At 39.0% G+C, this 17,048-nt stretch carries 27 protein-coding genes; 21 read left to right on the top strand and 6 right to left on the bottom strand.

The genetic code is table 11. The annotated features are described in order from the left end of the window. Nucleotides 1-178: 178 nt before the first annotated feature. On the top strand, nt 179-706 hold the full coding sequence (locus ACP3VS_RS20830; protein ID WP_012292342.1) for a D-glycero-alpha-D-manno-heptose-1,7-bisphosphate 7-phosphatase: 528 nt from the start codon (nt 179-181) through the stop codon (nt 704-706). A 62-nt stretch (nt 707-768) separates the two neighbouring features. Next, nucleotides 769-951: a hypothetical protein gene (locus tag ACP3VS_RS20835; protein ID WP_031418564.1), complete on the top strand. Its 183-nt coding sequence runs from the start codon at nt 769-771 to the stop codon at nt 949-951. A 128-nt stretch (nt 952-1,079) separates the two neighbouring features. On the opposite strand, the gene ACP3VS_RS20840 is transcribed toward ACP3VS_RS20835, so the two are convergent. Beyond that, a complete protein-coding gene (locus ACP3VS_RS20840) occupies nt 1,080-1,346 on the bottom strand; it encodes a DUF3055 domain-containing protein (protein WP_008178058.1) in 267 nt (88 codons plus the stop codon). Between the two features lie 88 nt (nt 1,347-1,434). Between ACP3VS_RS20840 and ACP3VS_RS20845 the strand changes: the two genes are divergently transcribed. Next, complete coding sequence (locus ACP3VS_RS20845; protein WP_031418562.1) at nt 1,435-1,887, top strand: DUF86 domain-containing protein; 453 nt, start codon at nt 1,435-1,437, stop codon at nt 1,885-1,887. Further along, entirely contained in the window at nt 1,884-2,636 is a 753-nt protein-coding gene (locus ACP3VS_RS20850; RefSeq protein WP_031418561.1) for a TIGR01457 family HAD-type hydrolase, read from the top strand. Before ACP3VS_RS20845 ends, ACP3VS_RS20850 begins: the two co-directional genes overlap by 4 nt. A gap of 81 nt (nt 2,637-2,717) precedes the next feature. Here ACP3VS_RS20850 and ACP3VS_RS20855 read toward each other — a convergent pair whose 3' ends face one another. Continuing rightward, entirely contained in the window at nt 2,718-2,954 is a 237-nt protein-coding gene (locus ACP3VS_RS20855) for a YuzB family protein (RefSeq protein ID WP_008178065.1), read from the bottom strand. A 269-nt stretch (nt 2,955-3,223) separates the two neighbouring features. Here ACP3VS_RS20855 and ACP3VS_RS20860 point away from each other — a divergent pair, with 269 nt between their 5' ends. Then, entirely contained in the window at nt 3,224-4,288 is a 1,065-nt protein-coding gene (locus tag ACP3VS_RS20860; RefSeq protein WP_036166460.1) for an NAD(P)/FAD-dependent oxidoreductase, read from the top strand. A 46-nt stretch (nt 4,289-4,334) separates the two neighbouring features. On the opposite strand, the gene ACP3VS_RS20865 is transcribed toward ACP3VS_RS20860, so the two are convergent. Then, entirely contained in the window at nt 4,335-4,670 is a 336-nt protein-coding gene (locus ACP3VS_RS20865; protein WP_031418558.1) for a YuzD family protein, read from the bottom strand. A gap of 84 nt (nt 4,671-4,754) precedes the next feature. Here ACP3VS_RS20865 and ACP3VS_RS20870 point away from each other — a divergent pair, with 84 nt between their 5' ends. Then, nucleotides 4,755-4,991 carry a NifU family protein gene (locus ACP3VS_RS20870; protein ID WP_004228295.1) on the top strand — a complete coding sequence of 79 codons (237 nt, stop codon included), beginning with the start codon at nt 4,755-4,757 and terminating at the stop codon, nt 4,989-4,991. A 47-nt stretch (nt 4,992-5,038) separates the two neighbouring features. On the opposite strand, the gene ACP3VS_RS20875 is transcribed toward ACP3VS_RS20870, so the two are convergent. Next, on the bottom strand, nt 5,039-5,731 hold the full coding sequence (locus ACP3VS_RS20875) for a DUF2225 domain-containing protein (RefSeq protein ID WP_012292350.1): 693 nt from the start codon (nt 5,729-5,731) through the stop codon (nt 5,039-5,041). 186 nt (nt 5,732-5,917) lie between these two features. Between ACP3VS_RS20875 and ACP3VS_RS20880 the strand changes: the two genes are divergently transcribed. Beyond that, on the top strand, nt 5,918-6,292 hold the full coding sequence (locus tag ACP3VS_RS20880) for a HesB/IscA family protein (protein WP_426389843.1): 375 nt from the start codon (nt 5,918-5,920) through the stop codon (nt 6,290-6,292). Nucleotides 6,293-6,434: 142 nt separating this feature from the next. Beyond that, nucleotides 6,435-7,490, top strand: coding sequence for a tyrosine-type recombinase/integrase (locus ACP3VS_RS20885; protein ID WP_426389844.1), 1,056 nt, complete (start codon nt 6,435-6,437; stop codon nt 7,488-7,490). Between the two features lie 663 nt (nt 7,491-8,153). On the opposite strand, the gene ACP3VS_RS20890 is transcribed toward ACP3VS_RS20885, so the two are convergent. Both ACP3VS_RS20890 and ACP3VS_RS20895 read right to left on the bottom strand, forming a co-directional pair. Next, the gene (locus ACP3VS_RS20890) at nt 8,154-8,777 is read right to left on the bottom strand and encodes a hypothetical protein (protein WP_426389846.1); all 624 of its coding nucleotides are present in this window, start codon (nt 8,775-8,777) and stop codon (nt 8,154-8,156) included. A 283-nt stretch (nt 8,778-9,060) separates the two neighbouring features. After that, nucleotides 9,061-9,291, bottom strand: coding sequence for a helix-turn-helix domain-containing protein (locus ACP3VS_RS20895; RefSeq protein WP_403008815.1), 231 nt, complete (start codon nt 9,289-9,291; stop codon nt 9,061-9,063). Nucleotides 9,292-9,530: 239 nt separating this feature from the next. Here ACP3VS_RS20895 and ACP3VS_RS20900 point away from each other — a divergent pair, with 239 nt between their 5' ends. The 13 genes from ACP3VS_RS20900 (at nt 9,531) to ACP3VS_RS20960 (ending at nt 16,991) form a co-directional block, all read left to right on the top strand. Continuing rightward, nucleotides 9,531-9,755: a hypothetical protein gene (locus ACP3VS_RS20900; protein ID WP_403008818.1), complete on the top strand. Its 225-nt coding sequence runs from the start codon at nt 9,531-9,533 to the stop codon at nt 9,753-9,755. Between the two features lie 16 nt (nt 9,756-9,771). After that, nucleotides 9,772-10,029, top strand: coding sequence for a hypothetical protein (locus tag ACP3VS_RS20905; RefSeq protein WP_426389848.1), 258 nt, complete (start codon nt 9,772-9,774; stop codon nt 10,027-10,029). A gap of 1,160 nt (nt 10,030-11,189) precedes the next feature. After that, the gene (locus ACP3VS_RS20910) at nt 11,190-11,384 is read left to right on the top strand and encodes a hypothetical protein (protein ID WP_426389850.1); all 195 of its coding nucleotides are present in this window, start codon (nt 11,190-11,192) and stop codon (nt 11,382-11,384) included. A 71-nt stretch (nt 11,385-11,455) separates the two neighbouring features. After that, nucleotides 11,456-11,629 (top strand): hypothetical protein, encoded by a 174-nt coding sequence (locus ACP3VS_RS20915; protein WP_166672233.1) that lies wholly within the window; start codon nt 11,456-11,458, stop codon nt 11,627-11,629. 3 nt (nt 11,630-11,632) lie between these two features. Continuing rightward, on the top strand, nt 11,633-13,048 hold the full coding sequence (locus tag ACP3VS_RS20920) for a TOTE conflict system archaeo-eukaryotic primase domain-containing protein (protein ID WP_426389852.1): 1,416 nt from the start codon (nt 11,633-11,635) through the stop codon (nt 13,046-13,048). Between the two features lie 83 nt (nt 13,049-13,131). Continuing rightward, nucleotides 13,132-14,043, top strand: coding sequence for a hypothetical protein (locus ACP3VS_RS20925; protein ID WP_426389854.1), 912 nt, complete (start codon nt 13,132-13,134; stop codon nt 14,041-14,043). 99 nt (nt 14,044-14,142) lie between these two features. Next, complete coding sequence (locus tag ACP3VS_RS20930) at nt 14,143-14,385, top strand: helix-turn-helix transcriptional regulator (protein ID WP_322611508.1); 243 nt, start codon at nt 14,143-14,145, stop codon at nt 14,383-14,385. Between the two features lie 35 nt (nt 14,386-14,420). Continuing rightward, nucleotides 14,421-14,561 (top strand): hypothetical protein, encoded by a 141-nt coding sequence (locus ACP3VS_RS20935; protein WP_426389856.1) that lies wholly within the window; start codon nt 14,421-14,423, stop codon nt 14,559-14,561. Then, nucleotides 14,527-15,192: an HNH endonuclease gene (locus ACP3VS_RS20940; protein WP_426389858.1), complete on the top strand. Its 666-nt coding sequence runs from the start codon at nt 14,527-14,529 to the stop codon at nt 15,190-15,192. Before ACP3VS_RS20935 ends, ACP3VS_RS20940 begins: the two co-directional genes overlap by 35 nt. A 245-nt stretch (nt 15,193-15,437) precedes the next feature. Continuing rightward, nucleotides 15,438-15,611 carry a hypothetical protein gene (locus ACP3VS_RS20945; protein WP_426389859.1) on the top strand — a complete coding sequence of 58 codons (174 nt, stop codon included), beginning with the start codon at nt 15,438-15,440 and terminating at the stop codon, nt 15,609-15,611. 1 nt (nt 15,612) lies between these two features. Then, on the top strand, nt 15,613-15,834 hold the full coding sequence (locus ACP3VS_RS20950; RefSeq protein ID WP_426389861.1) for a hypothetical protein: 222 nt from the start codon (nt 15,613-15,615) through the stop codon (nt 15,832-15,834). Nucleotides 15,835-15,852: 18 nt separating this feature from the next. Continuing rightward, nucleotides 15,853-16,620 carry a hypothetical protein gene (locus tag ACP3VS_RS20955; RefSeq protein ID WP_426389863.1) on the top strand — a complete coding sequence of 256 codons (768 nt, stop codon included), beginning with the start codon at nt 15,853-15,855 and terminating at the stop codon, nt 16,618-16,620. Nucleotides 16,621-16,682: 62 nt separating this feature from the next. Further along, complete coding sequence (locus ACP3VS_RS20960; RefSeq protein WP_426389865.1) at nt 16,683-16,991, top strand: hypothetical protein; 309 nt, start codon at nt 16,683-16,685, stop codon at nt 16,989-16,991. Nucleotides 16,992-17,048: the final 57 nt, after the last annotated feature.

Consider the following 17,048-nt stretch of genomic DNA (forward strand, 5'->3'; position numbering starts at 1 on the left):
GCTTTACTTTATTTCATTGTAAAAGAAAAAAGACTGTAGGCAAACTCTCAAATTTTTTGAGTTTGTCTACAGTCTGACTTGATGTGATGATACATCAAGTTTTTTCTTTGTTTTTATTAGCTTTTGTATAATTGGGGAATAATAAAGCTCAAAACAGCTGATTAAAGGTGAGATACAAATGAAAAGAGCCGTCTTTTTAGACCGTGATGGTGTGATCAATGAAGTATTAACAAAACGTGTGAAATTTGTTAATAAACCTAGGGATTTATACTTTTTACCCCAAGTTCCAGAAGCCATTCGAAAATTAAATAAACATTTTGACTATATTTTTGTTGTGACAAATCAGGGTGGCGTGGGTTTAGGTTTTATGAGCGAGAGTGGTTTGCAAAAAATACATGAACATATGGTGAAGGAGCTAAAGAAAAAAGGCGCCATAATTCATGAAGTTGTTTATTGTCCCCATAAGCCTAAGTCGGGCTGTGCCTGTAGAAAACCTAATAGTAAGCTCATTATTGATTTAGGAAAGAAATATAACATTGATTTATCGAAATCCTATATGGTTGGCGATACGGATACAGATATTATAGCGGGAAAACAAGCGGGTACAAAGGGCGTATTTTTAGGCGAGGATGACCCCTTAGCAGATGCAATTTTTCCTGATTTGATGAGAGCTGCGCGATGGATCATAAAAGATGCAACAGCTTAAGCAATGAAGGTACAAGAAGTATAAAACTTTGAAAAAGGGATAATTTATGAGTGGAGGTGATGATGTTGACGAAGGATAAGCGCAATAAAAAGCACCTAGATCGTGAAGAATACGGATATGGTTTTGATATTAGTGTAGATGATTTAGGCGTTATTGGTCAAAATAATGAAGCGAAAAAGCAAAATGACAATGAAAATAAAGACAAGCCACATAATAAGGATAATCCATCCACGCTCAATAAATAATCGACCTTAAAAGATTTCGCAAAAGCCGACTGGTGAGCGGAATTTTTTTATCTTGATTTAAAAATCCTCAGAAAAATATCTAGTGCAATGTAATGATGTCATACAAAAAACACCCTGTAAAAAGGGTGTTAATTCAATAGTTCACGTAAATATTCTCGAAGTTCTTCGGTTTCGTCTTCTGTCCGATTGTAAACATGTTCTAAATAGCCAGGCTCTTCTACATCATCAGGGCCAATAATAGCAAAGCGACCAAATTGAATATCCATGACAAGTACTTTCCCAAAGAAGCGGCCAGATTGTAATATCGCTAAATCATAGCGTAGTTTTTTTCCTGCAAAGCTAACAAAGCGTGTTTTTGTATCTTCTACATCATCATATAAAAAAAAACGTTCCATCTTTTAATCTCCTTCCAGTCCTATAGTTATGGTACTATAGAAGAGAAAAGACTATCAACTTTTAAAGATTTGAATGGGGGCTTTCCTTGTGTATTTTGTAGATCGTAATAAAATCACAAAAAATTTACAGTACTTAGATGGGCTATTAGCCATTTTGGAGACAGAGAATAACTGGTCTCAAAATGATATAAAGAAATTAGCTATCGAGCGAATTGGACACAACATTATGGAGTCAATGATGGACGTAGGAAATTTAATGATTGACGGTTTCATAATGCGCGATCCAGGAAGCTACGAGGATATTATTGATATATTAATCGATGAAAAAGTCGTAGTTGCTGAAATGGAGGCACCATATAAAGCAGTTGTTGGCTTGCGTAAAATGCTTGTACGTGAGTTTATAGAAGTAGATATTGATGAAGTTATACACGTACTTACAGCCAATTTATCGGCATTAAAGCAATTTTCACCTGCAGTCCATCATTATTTAACAAATGAGCTAGGCCCAGTTTCTGCATTTTTACCAGAGGATCATCAATGAGAGCGTATAAGGCCTATTGCTTTGATTTAGACGGCACTGTTTACCGTGGAAAGGAAGGAATTCCTTCTGCGATTGCATTTATTCATCGCTTACAGCAAGCAGGAATTGAGCCTTTTTATGTCACGAATAACTCTTCTAAAACGCGAGAACAACTGCAAGATGCTTTACTGTCTATAGGGATTCGTGCACCATTAGAGCATATTTATTCAAGTGCGTCCGTCACAGCGAAGTATGTAGCACTCCATTATGCAGGAAAAAAAGTAGCTATGATGGGTTCAGATGGTATTCGTCAGGCATTACTTAGTGAAAATATTGTGCCTGTTGAAGACGAGGCGGATGTATTTGTCATGGGGATTGATCGAACGCTTGATTATATGGCACTTGCTAGAGCGGCAATTTTTGTCCAAAAAGGAGCAATTTTTATTGCCACTAATCAGGATATTAAGTTCCCAACAGAATATGGCTTCTTACCAGGGAATGGTTCTTTTGCTCGTTTAGTAGGAGAGGTTGCGGGCGTTGATCCTATTTATATAGGAAAGCCATCACCTGCTATCCTAGAAGTGATTGCGACAGAACACAATTTTTCTAAAGAAGACATGGTTATGATTGGTGATAATTATGATACGGACATTATGTGCGGTATTAATTTTGGCTGTGATACAATCCATGTGAATACAGGCGTTACGCCCACAAAGGTTGTACAAGAGAAAGAACTTCAACCTACATATGTAGTGGATGCGCTACAATAAATAAAGGATGTTATGCAGATTTATTAGCATAACATCCATTTTTTTTGTTCAAATTTATTTATATAGGTGCGTTTTAGGAACCTACCATAAAGGGTTTTCTTCAATAAACTGATAAATGGCTTTCGTTAACGCTTCTGGAGAATCAGCTTCTACTAATTCACCATTGACAATAGCATAAAAAGATTCTGAGCACTTTGTACAATAACTGAGGCAGCCATATTCCAAAACGTCAATATTCGGATCGCGTTCGAGTACTTCATAAGTTGCTTGAGAGCCATTTGCTAAATTACTAATACAAAATTCAACCATTGGATTCATCCATGTCACCTCACCAAAGTAATGCTACTCGGTTTTACGAATTTCGTCAATTATTTAAGTTGAAAGTATTAAAGTGTTTTTATATAAAAAATAAAGGGAAAACCGTTATTAATTGCTTAAAAGTCTATCGAAATGAACATCTTTTCATTTATTTTGTGAAATCTTTCACAAAATTTCATTCTGATATTGTGAAACTTCTCACAATCGGTTATACTCGTTTGTGGATACTTTGTGAACAATTATTAAAAGAGATATAAAAGGAGAATATTATGGGTAAATTAGTACTTTTAGGTGGCGGCTATGGCAATATGCGTGTCATGCTTCGTCTATTAAATAATCTGCCATTAGACAGAGAGGTAGTCATAGTAGATAGAGCCCCTTTCCATAGTTTAAAAACGGAGTTTTATGCGCTAGCAGCAGGAACTGCTACCGATAAAGAAATTCGTGTAAGCTTCCCTGAGCATGAACGTTTAACGCCTGTATATGGAGAAATAACTGAAATTAATCGTGCGGAAAAAGTAGTCGTTTTAGAAGATGGACAACGTATTGAATATGATGATTTAGTCGTTGGTCTTGGTTGCGAAGATAAATATCATGGTGTACCGGGTGCAGAGGAGTACACTTATAGCATTCAAACGATGGGGCAATCACGTGCCACACTTCAAGCGCTATGTGGTTTACCTGCTGGTTCTACAGTTGGGATTGTAGGGGCTGGCTTAAGTGGTATTGAACTTGCAAGTGAGCTCCGTGAAAGTCGATCTGATTTAAAAATTAAGCTATTTGACCGAGGGCCACGTATTTTAAAGGATTTCCCAGAAAAATTAAGTAAATATGTAAAAGATTGGTTTGTTAAGCATAACGTTGATGTTATTGCCAATTCCAATATTACTAAAGTGGAACAAGGTAAAATTTTCAATCATGAGGAAGAAATTTTACTCGACAAGGTGGTATGGACTGCTGGCGTACAGCCTGTCAAAATCGTACGTGATATGGATGTTGAGAAGGATAAACATGGTCGTCCACTAGTAACACAGTATTTTAATGTACTTGACGATGAACATGTATATATTGTTGGGGATTGTGCTTCCTCAGATTTACCTCCAACGGCACAGTTAGCAGAGGAACAAGCAGAGCTAATTGTAAAAGTACTTCGTATGCGTTGGAAGGGCGAACAATTACCTGAAAAAATGCCAGAAATTAAATTAAAAGGTTTCATGGGTGCGCTTGGTAAAAAACAAGGCTTTGTCTATTTGGCAGATACAACAGTTACAGGCCGTATTGCTCGTTTAATGAAATCCGGACTATTATGGTATTATAAACGTCAAAATGATTAGTTAGTAAAAGGGATTGTTTCCATTTGAAACAATCCCTTAGCTTTGGTTATACTGTTTCATCTGGGACAAAACCTAAACCTTCAAGTGCAGTAAATACCGGTTTCAGCTGTACATAACCTTCGCCTACAACTTCATTATTTATGAGGACAAGCGGATAGAAAAACTCATCCTCCTGGATACGAGTCGCATAGTCTTGATCACGTTCATTCTCAATTGGTCCTTCAATATCGATATAGCGAATATCGTATTGTTGATCTGGATATTTTCGATCGATAGCTGCTTGTAGCCACTCATATGTATCTTTGGAAGATGGAGCATTGACACAGCTAGCGCAAATTACAGCTGTTCCATAAATTTCAATCATAGGTTTAGTTGGTTGCATCGTATTTTCTCTCCTTGTGATTCAATATTGGATTTTTTCTGTTGCTAACATTATAATCATTATAAGGAAAGGAGTCGAGATAAAATGGCAGAAGCAACAATTAACGACCAAGTTCAAGAGGTATTAGATAAATTACGTCCATTCTTACTACGTGACGGTGGAGACTGTGAATTAGTAGATGTTGAGGATGGCGTTGTAAAATTACGTTTATTAGGTGCTTGTGGCAGTTGCCCAAGTTCTACTATTACATTGAAAGCTGGTATTGAACGTGCATTATTGGAAGAAGTACCAGGTATTGTGGAAGTAGAGCAAGTATTCTAAGACATTAAAAAGTTCTAGCTGAATCTCAGACTAGAACTTTTTTTAAATTATATGTGGCGCGCATGTTCTTTTTCTTCACGGATGATAGCCCATTGCTCTTTTGCCATATCTACAATTTTAGCCTCGCCACCGCTACTTTGTTTTTCAATCACTCTCGAAAAGAAACGTGTCGCATTTTCAATGTCTCCGATTCTTCTTGATAATTCCGCAATCATATACATGATGCGTACAGCAGACATTTGTGTAGAACTGTAATCTTCTGTGGAGTACGATTCCATATAATGATCACGTGCTAGTTTCATAAAGCGTTCCTCTTGCCCACTATTTTTGAGCGAACGGTAAAGCCAAGCAAGACGTAAAGCTAAACCAGCAATAGCGACATGTTTTTCTTTTTTTATTGTGCCACAGAGGAAAGCTAATTTATAAGCTTGTATGGCCTGAAAAACAGTACGCTCTCCCTTAAAATCATGATGCACCCACTTTTTTGTAATTTGTGTGTGTATTTCATCTTGAATACCTGGTGCAAAATATTTTGTAAAGTCCTCTGTAAACGAAAAGCCACAATGCTCGCAAACGAAGACATTGTAATAAAGCGCATTCACATCATCTGTGTAAATAGGGTGGAAATCGGTTTCTGTATGTTCTACTTTAATAAATTTAGAACGTACTTTTAACGTCGGAAAATCCTTTTTACAATTCAAACATTGAATTTGTTTTTCATAATACGGTGAAATATCCATATATATTACCCCCTACATAGAAGTCATTGTAACTATTATACCAATGGAGCTGTTAGAAGCATGAACAAAAAATCCTAAACATGTGAAAAATATAAGAACTATCACTAAAATTTACCTTGAAGCTGAATGTTTGTCATACATTGGTCAAAATTGATATGATAATACGTAAGAAGGAAGGTGATGGGGATGACAAGTACAAAGCAAGTTATTGAAATTACACAGGCTGCCGGCTTTCATATTAATGAAATGATGGAGCATAACGAAGAGCAAGGTTCTTTTTTACGTGTAGTAGTAAACGGTGGCGGCTGTAGTGGACTATCCTATGGCATGCATTTTGATCAAGAGAAAAAAGAGGATGACTTTGTAGATGTACAACATGGTTTAACAATTCTTGTTTCCCGTGAAGATGCGCCGATTTTGATGGGAACAAAAATTGACTATAAACAATCGCTAATGGGCGGTGGCTTCACAATTGATAATCCAAATGCCATTGCATCGTGTGGCTGCGGTACATCTTTCAAAACAGCAAAGCGTGAAGGTACACCTGAGATTTGTGATTAACGAATTGAACGGACAGTAGGACGTCATGCTTACGTATTTATACCGACTAGTTGTTAGTTGGTTTCTATCGGATATATGAATATTAACGCTAAATTGCGCTTTCTTACGTATTGAAAATCGATACGGAAGGGAGCGTTTTTTTATGTCTGAAAATCGTTCAATTAAACGACGTAGAGCAAGAGTAGAGGCGCGTGAAAATGAATCGATTAGGGCCGTACATAAAATCGGTCTGTCTGACGGGTGGAATTATTTCATTACCGCTAAGATTGGCGAAGGTATTCGGAGAAGGACGCAAGAGGATTATTCGAACACTTGGCGTTATTTTACCGAATGGTTATTCGAGGCTGATTATAAGGTTCGATATGTTAACGATATTACATCGACAATGTGCCGTGATTACATTCGTTATTTAACAGAGGAAGCACCGCGCTTTAAAAATCACAAATACATGAACGGTGACTATGGCAAAGGTTTATCGTCTGCAACTATTAATATGCGTATTAGAGCTTTAAAGGTAGCCTTCAACTTTTGGAAGGCGGAGAACATGGTACGCGTAAGTCCGATGGATAATATCAGATGCCAAAAAGACGATATAGACAAAATTGAATCGTTTACTGATGAACAAATTGAAGCACTAATAAACGCCTGCGATCAACGTACTTACGTAGGATTCCGGGATTATGTTTTTCAAATCTGTCTATTGGATACGGGAATGCGAATGAATGAATTGCTTTCAATTACACCTGAATCAATTGACGTAAAGACTCGTTGTATTCATTTAGGTGCGGAGTTTAATAAAAATCGACGATATAGAGTCGTACCAATTTCGCAGGATACATTAAAACTTCTATTTGAGTTGGTAGACGAGAATAAGCAGCATTTCCCGGAAGCGAAACGTATTTTCTTATCTTGTTACGGTGAAGAAGTACGCGATACGCAGATGAATAAACGATTGAAATATTACGGAGATGTTACCGGAGTTGGTAAAGAAATTCGAAGTACCGCACATACATGGAGACATACGTTTGCACGCAATTTCATTTTAAATGGCGGTGATCCATATACGCTAATGCGAATTTTAGGTCATTCCAGTATTACGATGACTCGCAGATATGTGCAGATGACTGACGGTGATATACAGGTTAAGCACTTAGAGTATTCACCTTTACGGAAACTGAGAACAAAAATACGCAAATAAAAAAGAAAAAGCCGAGTGCGCTAACACTCGACCTTAACTGAATATGACTACCGATAGAACGATAGCATACACACCAATGTAACGCTATTGTACAGCCTTTTCGAAAAAATTACAACGTCTAGGCTTATTTAAGTGCGCCTATTTTCGGTAGTCCAACGTGGAAACCTAGTAACACGCTAAACTTGACCGGTTTGTACGATAGCCGACGCAATAATTATCGTTAGGACAACACTATAAGGTCGCCGTATGTGCCTTAGTTGTCTGAATGGTGCTGCCGACCATTAACGGGCAGGAGTGGAAGGACTGGCGCTTTAAGGAGCGCGTAGGACAGACCATACAAAGCACTCTACGACAAATCGTAGTTTAGCTTACCTCGTGGGGGCAGTAGTAGCGAGTAGGTCTGTTGAGTAGAAATGCTCGCGAATACATACGGCGATACAATACGGATACCATAGTTATACTGATCCATGTAAATTGCGTTCGTCTGTCTTACATGACTGATAACTACGTCTATTATTTCGTACTATCAGCGTGTAGGCAGACGAACTGCGTCCAAGCCGTTGTCCATGTTGCCGGCTCCATGATGGCGGTAAGCCTAAAATACTGTCAAGCGTAAAACTATTAAAATATCAAAATAAATACATAGAGCGTAAATAAAATTACTTACTTCCACTTGTCGATAAAATCATGAAGCGTATCATTGAAAGAGACTGCGCTATCTTTTATTTCTGCGTAGATATATGAAACTAATGCGAGCCAAGATATTGTTTCATCATAAGGGCTGTTCGTATTTATAAAGCTAATAATCTTCTTTAATTCTACCATTCGGTTGAAATCAAGAGTTTCGCTTAGATGTTGTTGGAAGTAACTATTTACGAAGTCGCTGTGACGGATACTAGCATCAAGTAGTAATGCAGCAGCTCGCGAAGGTGTTACATCGAGGGCAAATGCGAGTGTTACTAGATTTTCGTAATCAGTCTGCTTTAATCTAGTGCTGATCCTTTCTGTTCTAGTCCCAGGTTTAAGTCGTTGAACTGACGGTCTTTCTATATCCCCCATAAACAGCGTGTTGTGGAATCTTACGTTACGTTTGAAATGTTCGGATAGGTGAGTGATGACCTTCCGCGAATTAAGTCCAAATAAACAAATTGTCTCAGCGATATCTTTGACTGGGGTATCGACTACATAGCTGATTCGATAAATCGTGTCTTTTAATTCAATGTGGATAGTGGGCTTTACCTCACGTTTCTTATCGGACCGAACCTTCCTAACGCTCCCCTTTTGCACTTCTCTCGCCTCCCAAAGCGGATTTAAGTTTGCTACACTGTAGTTAAGTAGCTACTCCACAAAGTACGTCGGGGGAGTGGCTCTTATGATTAAAATTTTAGAAGCCTGGTGATACTGCTTGTACATAGTACTTTCGGAGGTGTCACGATGGGTAAATCGAAAAAAGAGATGGCTGCAGAATTGGCCGCTAAAATTATCAATCATGCAAATGATGTTGGTATCCCACTACAGAAAAAGAAATCGCATAAAAAGCAAAGTAAATAAAAAAGAGAGACGATAGCCGTTATTGGCCGTCGTCTTTTTTGTTGGGTTCTAATTCAATTAAATCGTTTATACTAGCCAATTGTAGTGCCTCACATAACTTTTCTAAATGTTCGATTGATAAGCGATCCACATAACCTCTACATAGATTTGAAATTGCATTAGGTCGAATATCAGCTAGATTCGCAATTTGCGCCTGTGTCATACCTCTTTCTTTTAGTATCTCAGCAAGTTTAATATGTATTTTTCTCATTACTACCCAGCCCCTTCATAACTATTATAACCCTAATTGTATCGTTTTATAACTTATTCGTAAATAAGTGTTGACGATATATCGTATATGCGATATATTGATATCAAGAAGTAAAACAAACGGAGGTAAGAGCGTATGACAATTAAATTAAGCGAACAAGTTACGGTTATTATCAACGATTGGTATTCCGCAATTATCATCGAAGGAAAAGAATTCGGATTTGTGCGAGGGACAGACGTATGAGGCAGTCGACAGCTCGTAAATCGTCGTCACAGTCCTTTGAACGTAGTTATATCAAGTCGTATGTAAAGTTACTCACGGAACAAGCAGCTAACGCAGCGCAAAAGGTTGAGAATTATTTCTTTGCTGAGGATGGTTCAGAAGATGAATTGAAAACTTGGTATTGTGCAGTAACAGCGTTTTATATAGCAATAGGAGTATTTATTTTTGTAGCGATAAACTAAACGGGAGGTTGTTTTTATGAACACACAAACGCAAATCATTAATATTGAGCCTGGCTTTACTTTGGAAGTATTAAGAACAGAGATTTTCGACGGAGTACATTTAGAAGTTTATAAGCAACCAGGTTATGCAGATGAAGCAACGTTACACATCGGAGATAATGAAGTTCACTTTGCTTGGAGCGATGAAGCAGCTGTATTATTTGCTGGACTAGACACGCGCAAGCCTGTCGATCTGTTAGAAATCTTAACGCAAGCACCGAGATTGTTAGCTTAATACGTAGTTTAATACGGTATCGGACGCTGATACAGGAATTTGATACGGTGGATAATACGGAATTTGCTACAGATGACGTTAATTTAAGCATTATTTAACGTTTTCCGATTTCGAATAGGAGTGATGACGTCATAGATAACGTCATTTGTGACGTTTAATAAATACGGGTATAAAAACATGTAAATATACATTCATGAATACATGTACGACGCGTTGCAGAGCGAAATACCCGTATTTCATACGGTAAATACATGTATGAAGTTGAGAACCACGGTTCCCGACATTTTTATTACTGTTAATCCGACACCGGTGTTGGTTAATCAACCGCCATTATGGCGAATGATAAAACCGTATCAGATGTTGCTGAGTCCTACTTGCGCCAACAAGTCGGATTTAGAAAGAGAGAAACATAACGTCTTATGAGATCCATTGCCACGGAATCATATATAACGCTGATCCTGCGCCAACAGAATCGGTAAATATTCGTTAGAGCTTGCGCCAACAAGTATCTAGTAACGTAATCGTAGCGCCAACTGCGATTGGAGACGGTTACTTTGCAGAGTAGCCGTTTTTCTATTACGTGCTTAGCTCATATGTAAGCTGACTTGATTGTCAAAATTTTTGACGTTCGATTATCCGAATTTCGGACGAACAAAGCATAGTGCCTTTATTTCGCCTTTATAAACGTGGCTAGAAACGGTTTTAAATCGCAAATCGACGTATTTATCATGCGAAGGCTAGAATACCTAAAACGAAAGGAGAATTGAATAGGAATAAATATTTTCGAAAAGTTGTCCCAAAATAGGACGTTTTAGTGTGCGAAATATAGTAGGAAGAAAATTATCGGATATCCGAAATTGAGTTAGACGGAAAATATGCCACGTGGCATAAAGTGAGAACAAGGCGGCACGAATATTGCATATTGAAAGTGGCTTAACGCTTAGAGGGAGTAAGGCTGAATGGAAATGGAGGAAAAAAGTTTAAAAAAATACAAAAAACTGCTTTACATTTGCAAGCAGGGACCGATATAATGGAGAGTGATACGTCTATTTTCGTGCAGACTTCACTTATGATAACATTCTTTTATTTATATTGTCATTATACAGGAGGATGAACAGCAATGCAAGTGGTTTAACAAAATTAATTATGGAGGTTTTAAAATGAGCGATAAACAGATTTTGATTGTAAAAGATTTAGGTGTTTCCATCTCGTTAATGGAGCGAGGACATAACTTGATTGCGCAGATGATGAGTGAGCGATATGAGGGTTTGAAGCTATACGTTTTTCACAATACGGTCAGCTTGGAATCGGACATCTTAGACTACCCACCTAGCACCTACTACTCAACTGATTAGCTACTTAACTTCATTCCTAGTTATATATTAGTTATTTGTACCGAAAAGGGACACTTATAAGGGGGCTTATTATGTTAACGAAATGTATTTTATCTATGAGGGTTGCGCGTGACTTGCTTGCAAGGGGCTGTAAGATGATCGATGTCGACACGTCAACGGCACGTCCGGGTAACGTTGTATTCATTTTTGAAGTAAACGAACATTTTAACCAGGCGTTAGCAGAAATATCACAAAAGGGGCGATGAGGATTGAAACGACAGGAACTGAACGACACAATTGCGAAAATTAGTGAGCTTTACATTAGTGCGCGTAAGCGTTACATCATCCAGACTCAGCAGAACTACATCACATTGGACGGTTATAAGAATCCAAGCGTGTGGACTTTGACTGATAGTTTAATAGAGCGCCATTTAAAAGGCGTGAATACTTACGGGGTGTTCAATGGTAACAGTGTTAACAAATTTATAACGTTCGATGTGGACTACGCTGACGACCAGGTATTAGCGCGATGGTCTACGTTGAAACTGATTTACGCTTTAGAGAATGATTTCAATATACCAGCAGCAGATATTCACGTTTCATTCAGCGGGAATAAAGGCTATCATGTCGATTTGTTCTTTGATGTGCCGATTTCGTCTGATGATGCAAAGTCTTTCTACAGACAAGTAATTAAGATTGCGGATTTGCCGAGCGAAAAGGTTGAATATCGTCCGACATACGCACAGGCGGTAAAGCTGCCTCTCGGAATAAATCAAAAGACTGGCGCGCGTTGTTGGTTCGTTGATCGCGAGACGCTAGAGCCTATCGAATCATTCGATTATTTAAACGATGTTGAGCCGATGGATCATGCGCTCATACTCGACGCACTGATTGAATTAACGCCTGAGCAAGAGGCGGAATTTAGAGAAGTTGTTGAGCGTACTAACGTTGATGTGACGGCTGTTAGCCACGAAAAGGCTCAGTCGAAAGTTATCGGCATATTAAAAGCCGGACAGCTACTATTCAGTAATACACGCCATGAAACGACGGTCCTACTTGCTGCGTTTTGTAATTCGCAAGGGTATGGAGAAGCCGAAGCAATTGATTTAATTATGTCGATATTACTCGCTACGCCTAACGAATATTTCAGTGAAGGAAGTACAGCGGAGTATTGGCAGAAGGAAACGGAACGGATCGTAAAATTGGCGTTCGAACGTGGCTACAAGTTAGGTAACGATGATATAGCTGTGAAAGTCTATAAGTCGGAAATACTCGCAGTTTTGGGAGTCGGTACGTTCCGACAGAAACAATTGGCTTATGCGATGTTGATTACGTCCAAAAGATACGGCAAGACTTTCTATTTAACTACTAGAACCGCTATGAGGATGATAGAAACAAAGTCGCACGAAACGATACAGTCGGCTGTGAAAAAGCTTGTTGCGGTTGGATTTATCGAATATGTACGTAAAGGCGAGATTGATAGAGCGATAAGTAGTCAAAAAGGACATGCTTTTTATAAACCGAATCGCTATCGAATTTTAATTGATAAACCGCAAGCTGACGACAAATGTGTTGATGTTTTGCCGAATCAGTCTTTGATCGACGTTACGTATCAGCTATTAGATATTCAAGAGTTACGTAGAGTTATATCACGCAAGGAGCTAGGTAATCGTTGGGCTCGTTAACTACGGTATGAGTTATATATTAGTTATTTGTACCGAAAAGGGACACTATGAAAATACAAAAACTACAAAAAAGGGGAGTTTGTATGACTACTAAAACTACTGAAATCAAAGTAACAGAACCAATTGAAACAATTGAAAATGGATTGATGGCTATGTATCAAATCAGTCGTGAAGAAGCTAAAGCGCAACTTGCTATTTATGATTTGTGGTACAAGCATTACACGAATGATTCATTGGCGATTAAGGAACGTATCGCTATGACAGAGGCGTTTACTACTGAGTACGCTGATCCAGGGAAAATAAAATTAGACAAGGCGTTTCTTCGTCATCCTGCGACTCGTCTGAAAGACTTCTCGCGTTCGTGTACGATCGGTGAAATATTGGGAGACTTCATTATGAGAATTGACCAGGTCGAGGAGCGTGAGACTGAGTATCCGGTACATGGAGTTGAAAAGCTGTTCCGTGACAATGTGAACGACCGAAAACGACTTGTTGGCATTTACTCGCAAGATGAAGAAGATCGCGATAGTACTGAGGAGTCTGTGCAATTGCGCAAATACGGTCTGCCAAAACAGACGGTGATGTCGGAGTATGATATGTCGGAGTTTAGTGTAGTTCAACAACAATCGGTCGTAGGAGAGACGGTAATTGAAAACGGTATAGATGGAGAAGAAACGATGACGGTCCGTAAATTCAAACGAGTGCTGCGTCTAGAAAAGGCGAAAGCAAAAGGTTATGCTCGTCTGTATGCTAACGATGGATACGATTATGACGATGCTTTGCGACGCATCAGACGGTTGGACGTTAAACGAGTGCGTGAGTGCATCGAGTGTGGGAACGTATTTTATGCTCACGATAATAGACGTCATATCTGTGACTTGCAACACGGCAGAATACAGGACAAAGTAACCGGCGAATGGCGACGTTCTCATCAATCTCACTGTGAGGTAGAAAATGCGAAAAAACGTTCGCAAAAACAGAGAGAAAGCGCGTAGTTACCGTATTGGAAAGCCATATAGTAGTAGAGGGGCAGTTGATGCCCGCATTTATTTTAGGGAGAATGTAAGCAAAATATAGAAAGGTGGTTATATGTGATGAATGGTAATACGGTGAAGGCAATCCGTCTTTTTAATGGTGAGTCCCAACGGTCGTTTGCAAAGCTGTTGGGCTTCTCTTACAGTGGGATTGCCGCGGTAGAAAGTGGACGATATGCTCCGAGTGAGCGTCTGCGAGCTTCGATTGCTCGTAAGTTTCCGATAGATGAAAGTTTTATTATTTTTTTACGAGATTTCGAAAAAATAAATGGAATTATCCATGATTACACAATAACACATTGAAAGTCAAAAGTAAAGCGTTTTGAGGAGGTGAGCGAGTGAATGAGCGGTTACAGCTATTAATCAAATATCTAACAGCTTTAGCAGGAGTACAAGCATCTGGAATCAAGGTGCGAGACGAGATACTCCAAACTATAAAAACGATTGAGGGAGAGATTGAGGGATATGAAAAAGAATAAGAGTGAAGTTAAAACAATTGAGTGCCGTATCTGTAAAGAGACAAAAGCAAACGAGCTATTCCGCCGTGATGCCAAGAGTAAAACAGGGCGTCAGAATATCTGTAACGAGTGTAGGAAGCAGCACAGAAGAGAGAACGGTGAATACGCTCGACAACGTGCTTACGCATATGCCGTTAAAGCCGGACAAACTATACCGATGGTAAGTGCTGCGTATATCGAAACCATTTTGACGGAGGCGTGTGTATATTGTGGTTGTGACTTTACTGACGGCAATGTAGTCGCGACTTGTGACCATGTATACCCGCAATCAAGTAGTTACGGTGGAGTCAATATTGAAGCTAATGTCTTGCCTGCGTGTAGGTCTTGTAATAGTACAAAGCATGATTTATTTGCGATAGAAGCCTTCGATAAATATCCCGAGCGATTTAAACCGGAACTATTGCGTCCATTTGTGCGACGCTTTATAGGTGGATTGATTAAAAGGGAGTTAACCGACATTGAAGTCGAGCAGATGATAGGTCACTTACGAGACGAGGCGGTAGAAATTCGGAGAAATGAGGCGAAACAATGCAAAAAATCGAGCGAGGCGTCTACAGATATAACGCGGGAGACGTTAACAGCAGTTGGATAACACTTTATAAACTACGAGAAATGACTGCGGCACAGCGTGAAAAATACGACTTGTGTCGCTATTTTAATGACAAAAAAGAGGAGTTGGAACTGAATGGAGCGTAAGAGGTATTCATCGAACTATCAGAGTGAGGGCAAGCGAGCAAAGCCGAAGCGTTGTAAAAAGCAGTATAACAAAAACGGTATCGAAATCATCGGGCAGCGATATCCGAAACCAAAAATTATAAACGGGACGGTGTTTTACTAATGCAGATTTATTACAGCAATGATAACAAAGAGCATTGTATCTATATTGACGAAGGCGAACGCCAGCGCCGTATATTTTTACCGCTGGAAGTTGCTACGCTTGATGCTCGATATTTTGTGCAATCAGAGGCGGCTAATTACGTAATTCAACAGCTGTTAAAGGACGGTGATTAGCATGGACGTTGTAGTGGATAAATACGAACGACAAGCAGGTCATTATGGTGAGTTTGAGTATATTTATAAAGTTCACAAAGTGCCAGGTGGCAGGGTAATTAAAACATTTCACGTACCTCATAGTTACGACTCCGAGGAAATGCTCGAGTATGAAGAGAGAGTAAGAAAAGAAATTCATGAATACCTAGAAAAGCACGACTATAAAGCAATACAAAAATTTTAAAAAGGACGGTAATTAAATATGACAATTCAAAAATTAAACGAGTTATTTGATAAAGGCTATGAAATTCAATCGAAATTTGGTACAACAATCGCTATTCAACTAAAGCAAGGAATGGATGAAGAAATATCTAAAATTAGAGCGGATAAACATCTTACAGCTCACGGTCAAAAGGCTAAATTAGAGGAGTTAAAGCAAGAAGCAGCTCGCGAATTATTTGGGGTGGTAGCAAAAGAAAAAGCCGAATACGCAAAGGTTGCTGCAGAAGCTACAGCACTTGCTAAGAAGATGAAAACAGAAGCTATTAAGCCACCATCTAATACAGTAGACGTTAAATTGTTCGAGCAAGAACTCGCAGCTTTACAGACGTCCATCATGCTTAGTACAAACGTAGATACAGCAATTAAAGCAATTGACGCTTTTCAATCAAAATATGATGAACCTTATTATGCTACCGAACTACAAAAAACGTTCCCTTCGCTTATTCAGACAGTAACTGCTATCGATGATAGTCCTATGCATAAACAAGCACTAACGCGCATTTATACTAGCGTTCAGGCCAAGGCAATTACGCCGGAAGTTGCGAAAGCAAACGATATCCTAGCTTACTTTAGCGGCGGTGAGGACATTAAATTGTTCCGTGAGGGGTCGCCTCAGCACGCCACTGTTAAAACGTATATTGGCGCAATAGCAAATCACATCAATGATCCGGAAAAAGCGCTAGGCATCCTTGACGGAAAAGTTGAGACATTTGGAGGCATGGCAGGAACACACGTAATAAGCGAGTAACAGGCGGAAATCACTCCGCCTTTTTATTTTCACAAACAAATAACGAATGGAGACGACAATACATGATTAAAATTTATTACCGAGAAGATGGAACAGCAGTAATTAAAGGCGATGATCGGTTAAAAGAAAAATTACCGGAAGGATTTAACGTATCACAAGTCGATATTTCAGACGAAAAAATCGATGCGCATAACTTAGCTTTCTTAGCAGATAAGGCGTCATATGCAGGAGTTTATTATGTTGAACGATATTTTGCAGTCAAAGCAGCGTTCGAACGACAACAGGCGTTAGTTGCAGAGCAAGCAAAACAACCGAGAGTTTCTCATGCGCCTGCGATTACTTCACAGACGATTAAGCCAGTGGACGCGTAGTAAATGACAAACTGAATAACGCAATATTAACGCAAGGCATGACGTTTTAATCGACGT

The sequence above is a fragment of the Lysinibacillus sp. VIII_CA genome (assembly GCF_049943995.1).
Lineage (GTDB): Bacteria > Bacillota > Bacilli > Bacillales_A > Planococcaceae > Lysinibacillus > Lysinibacillus pinottii.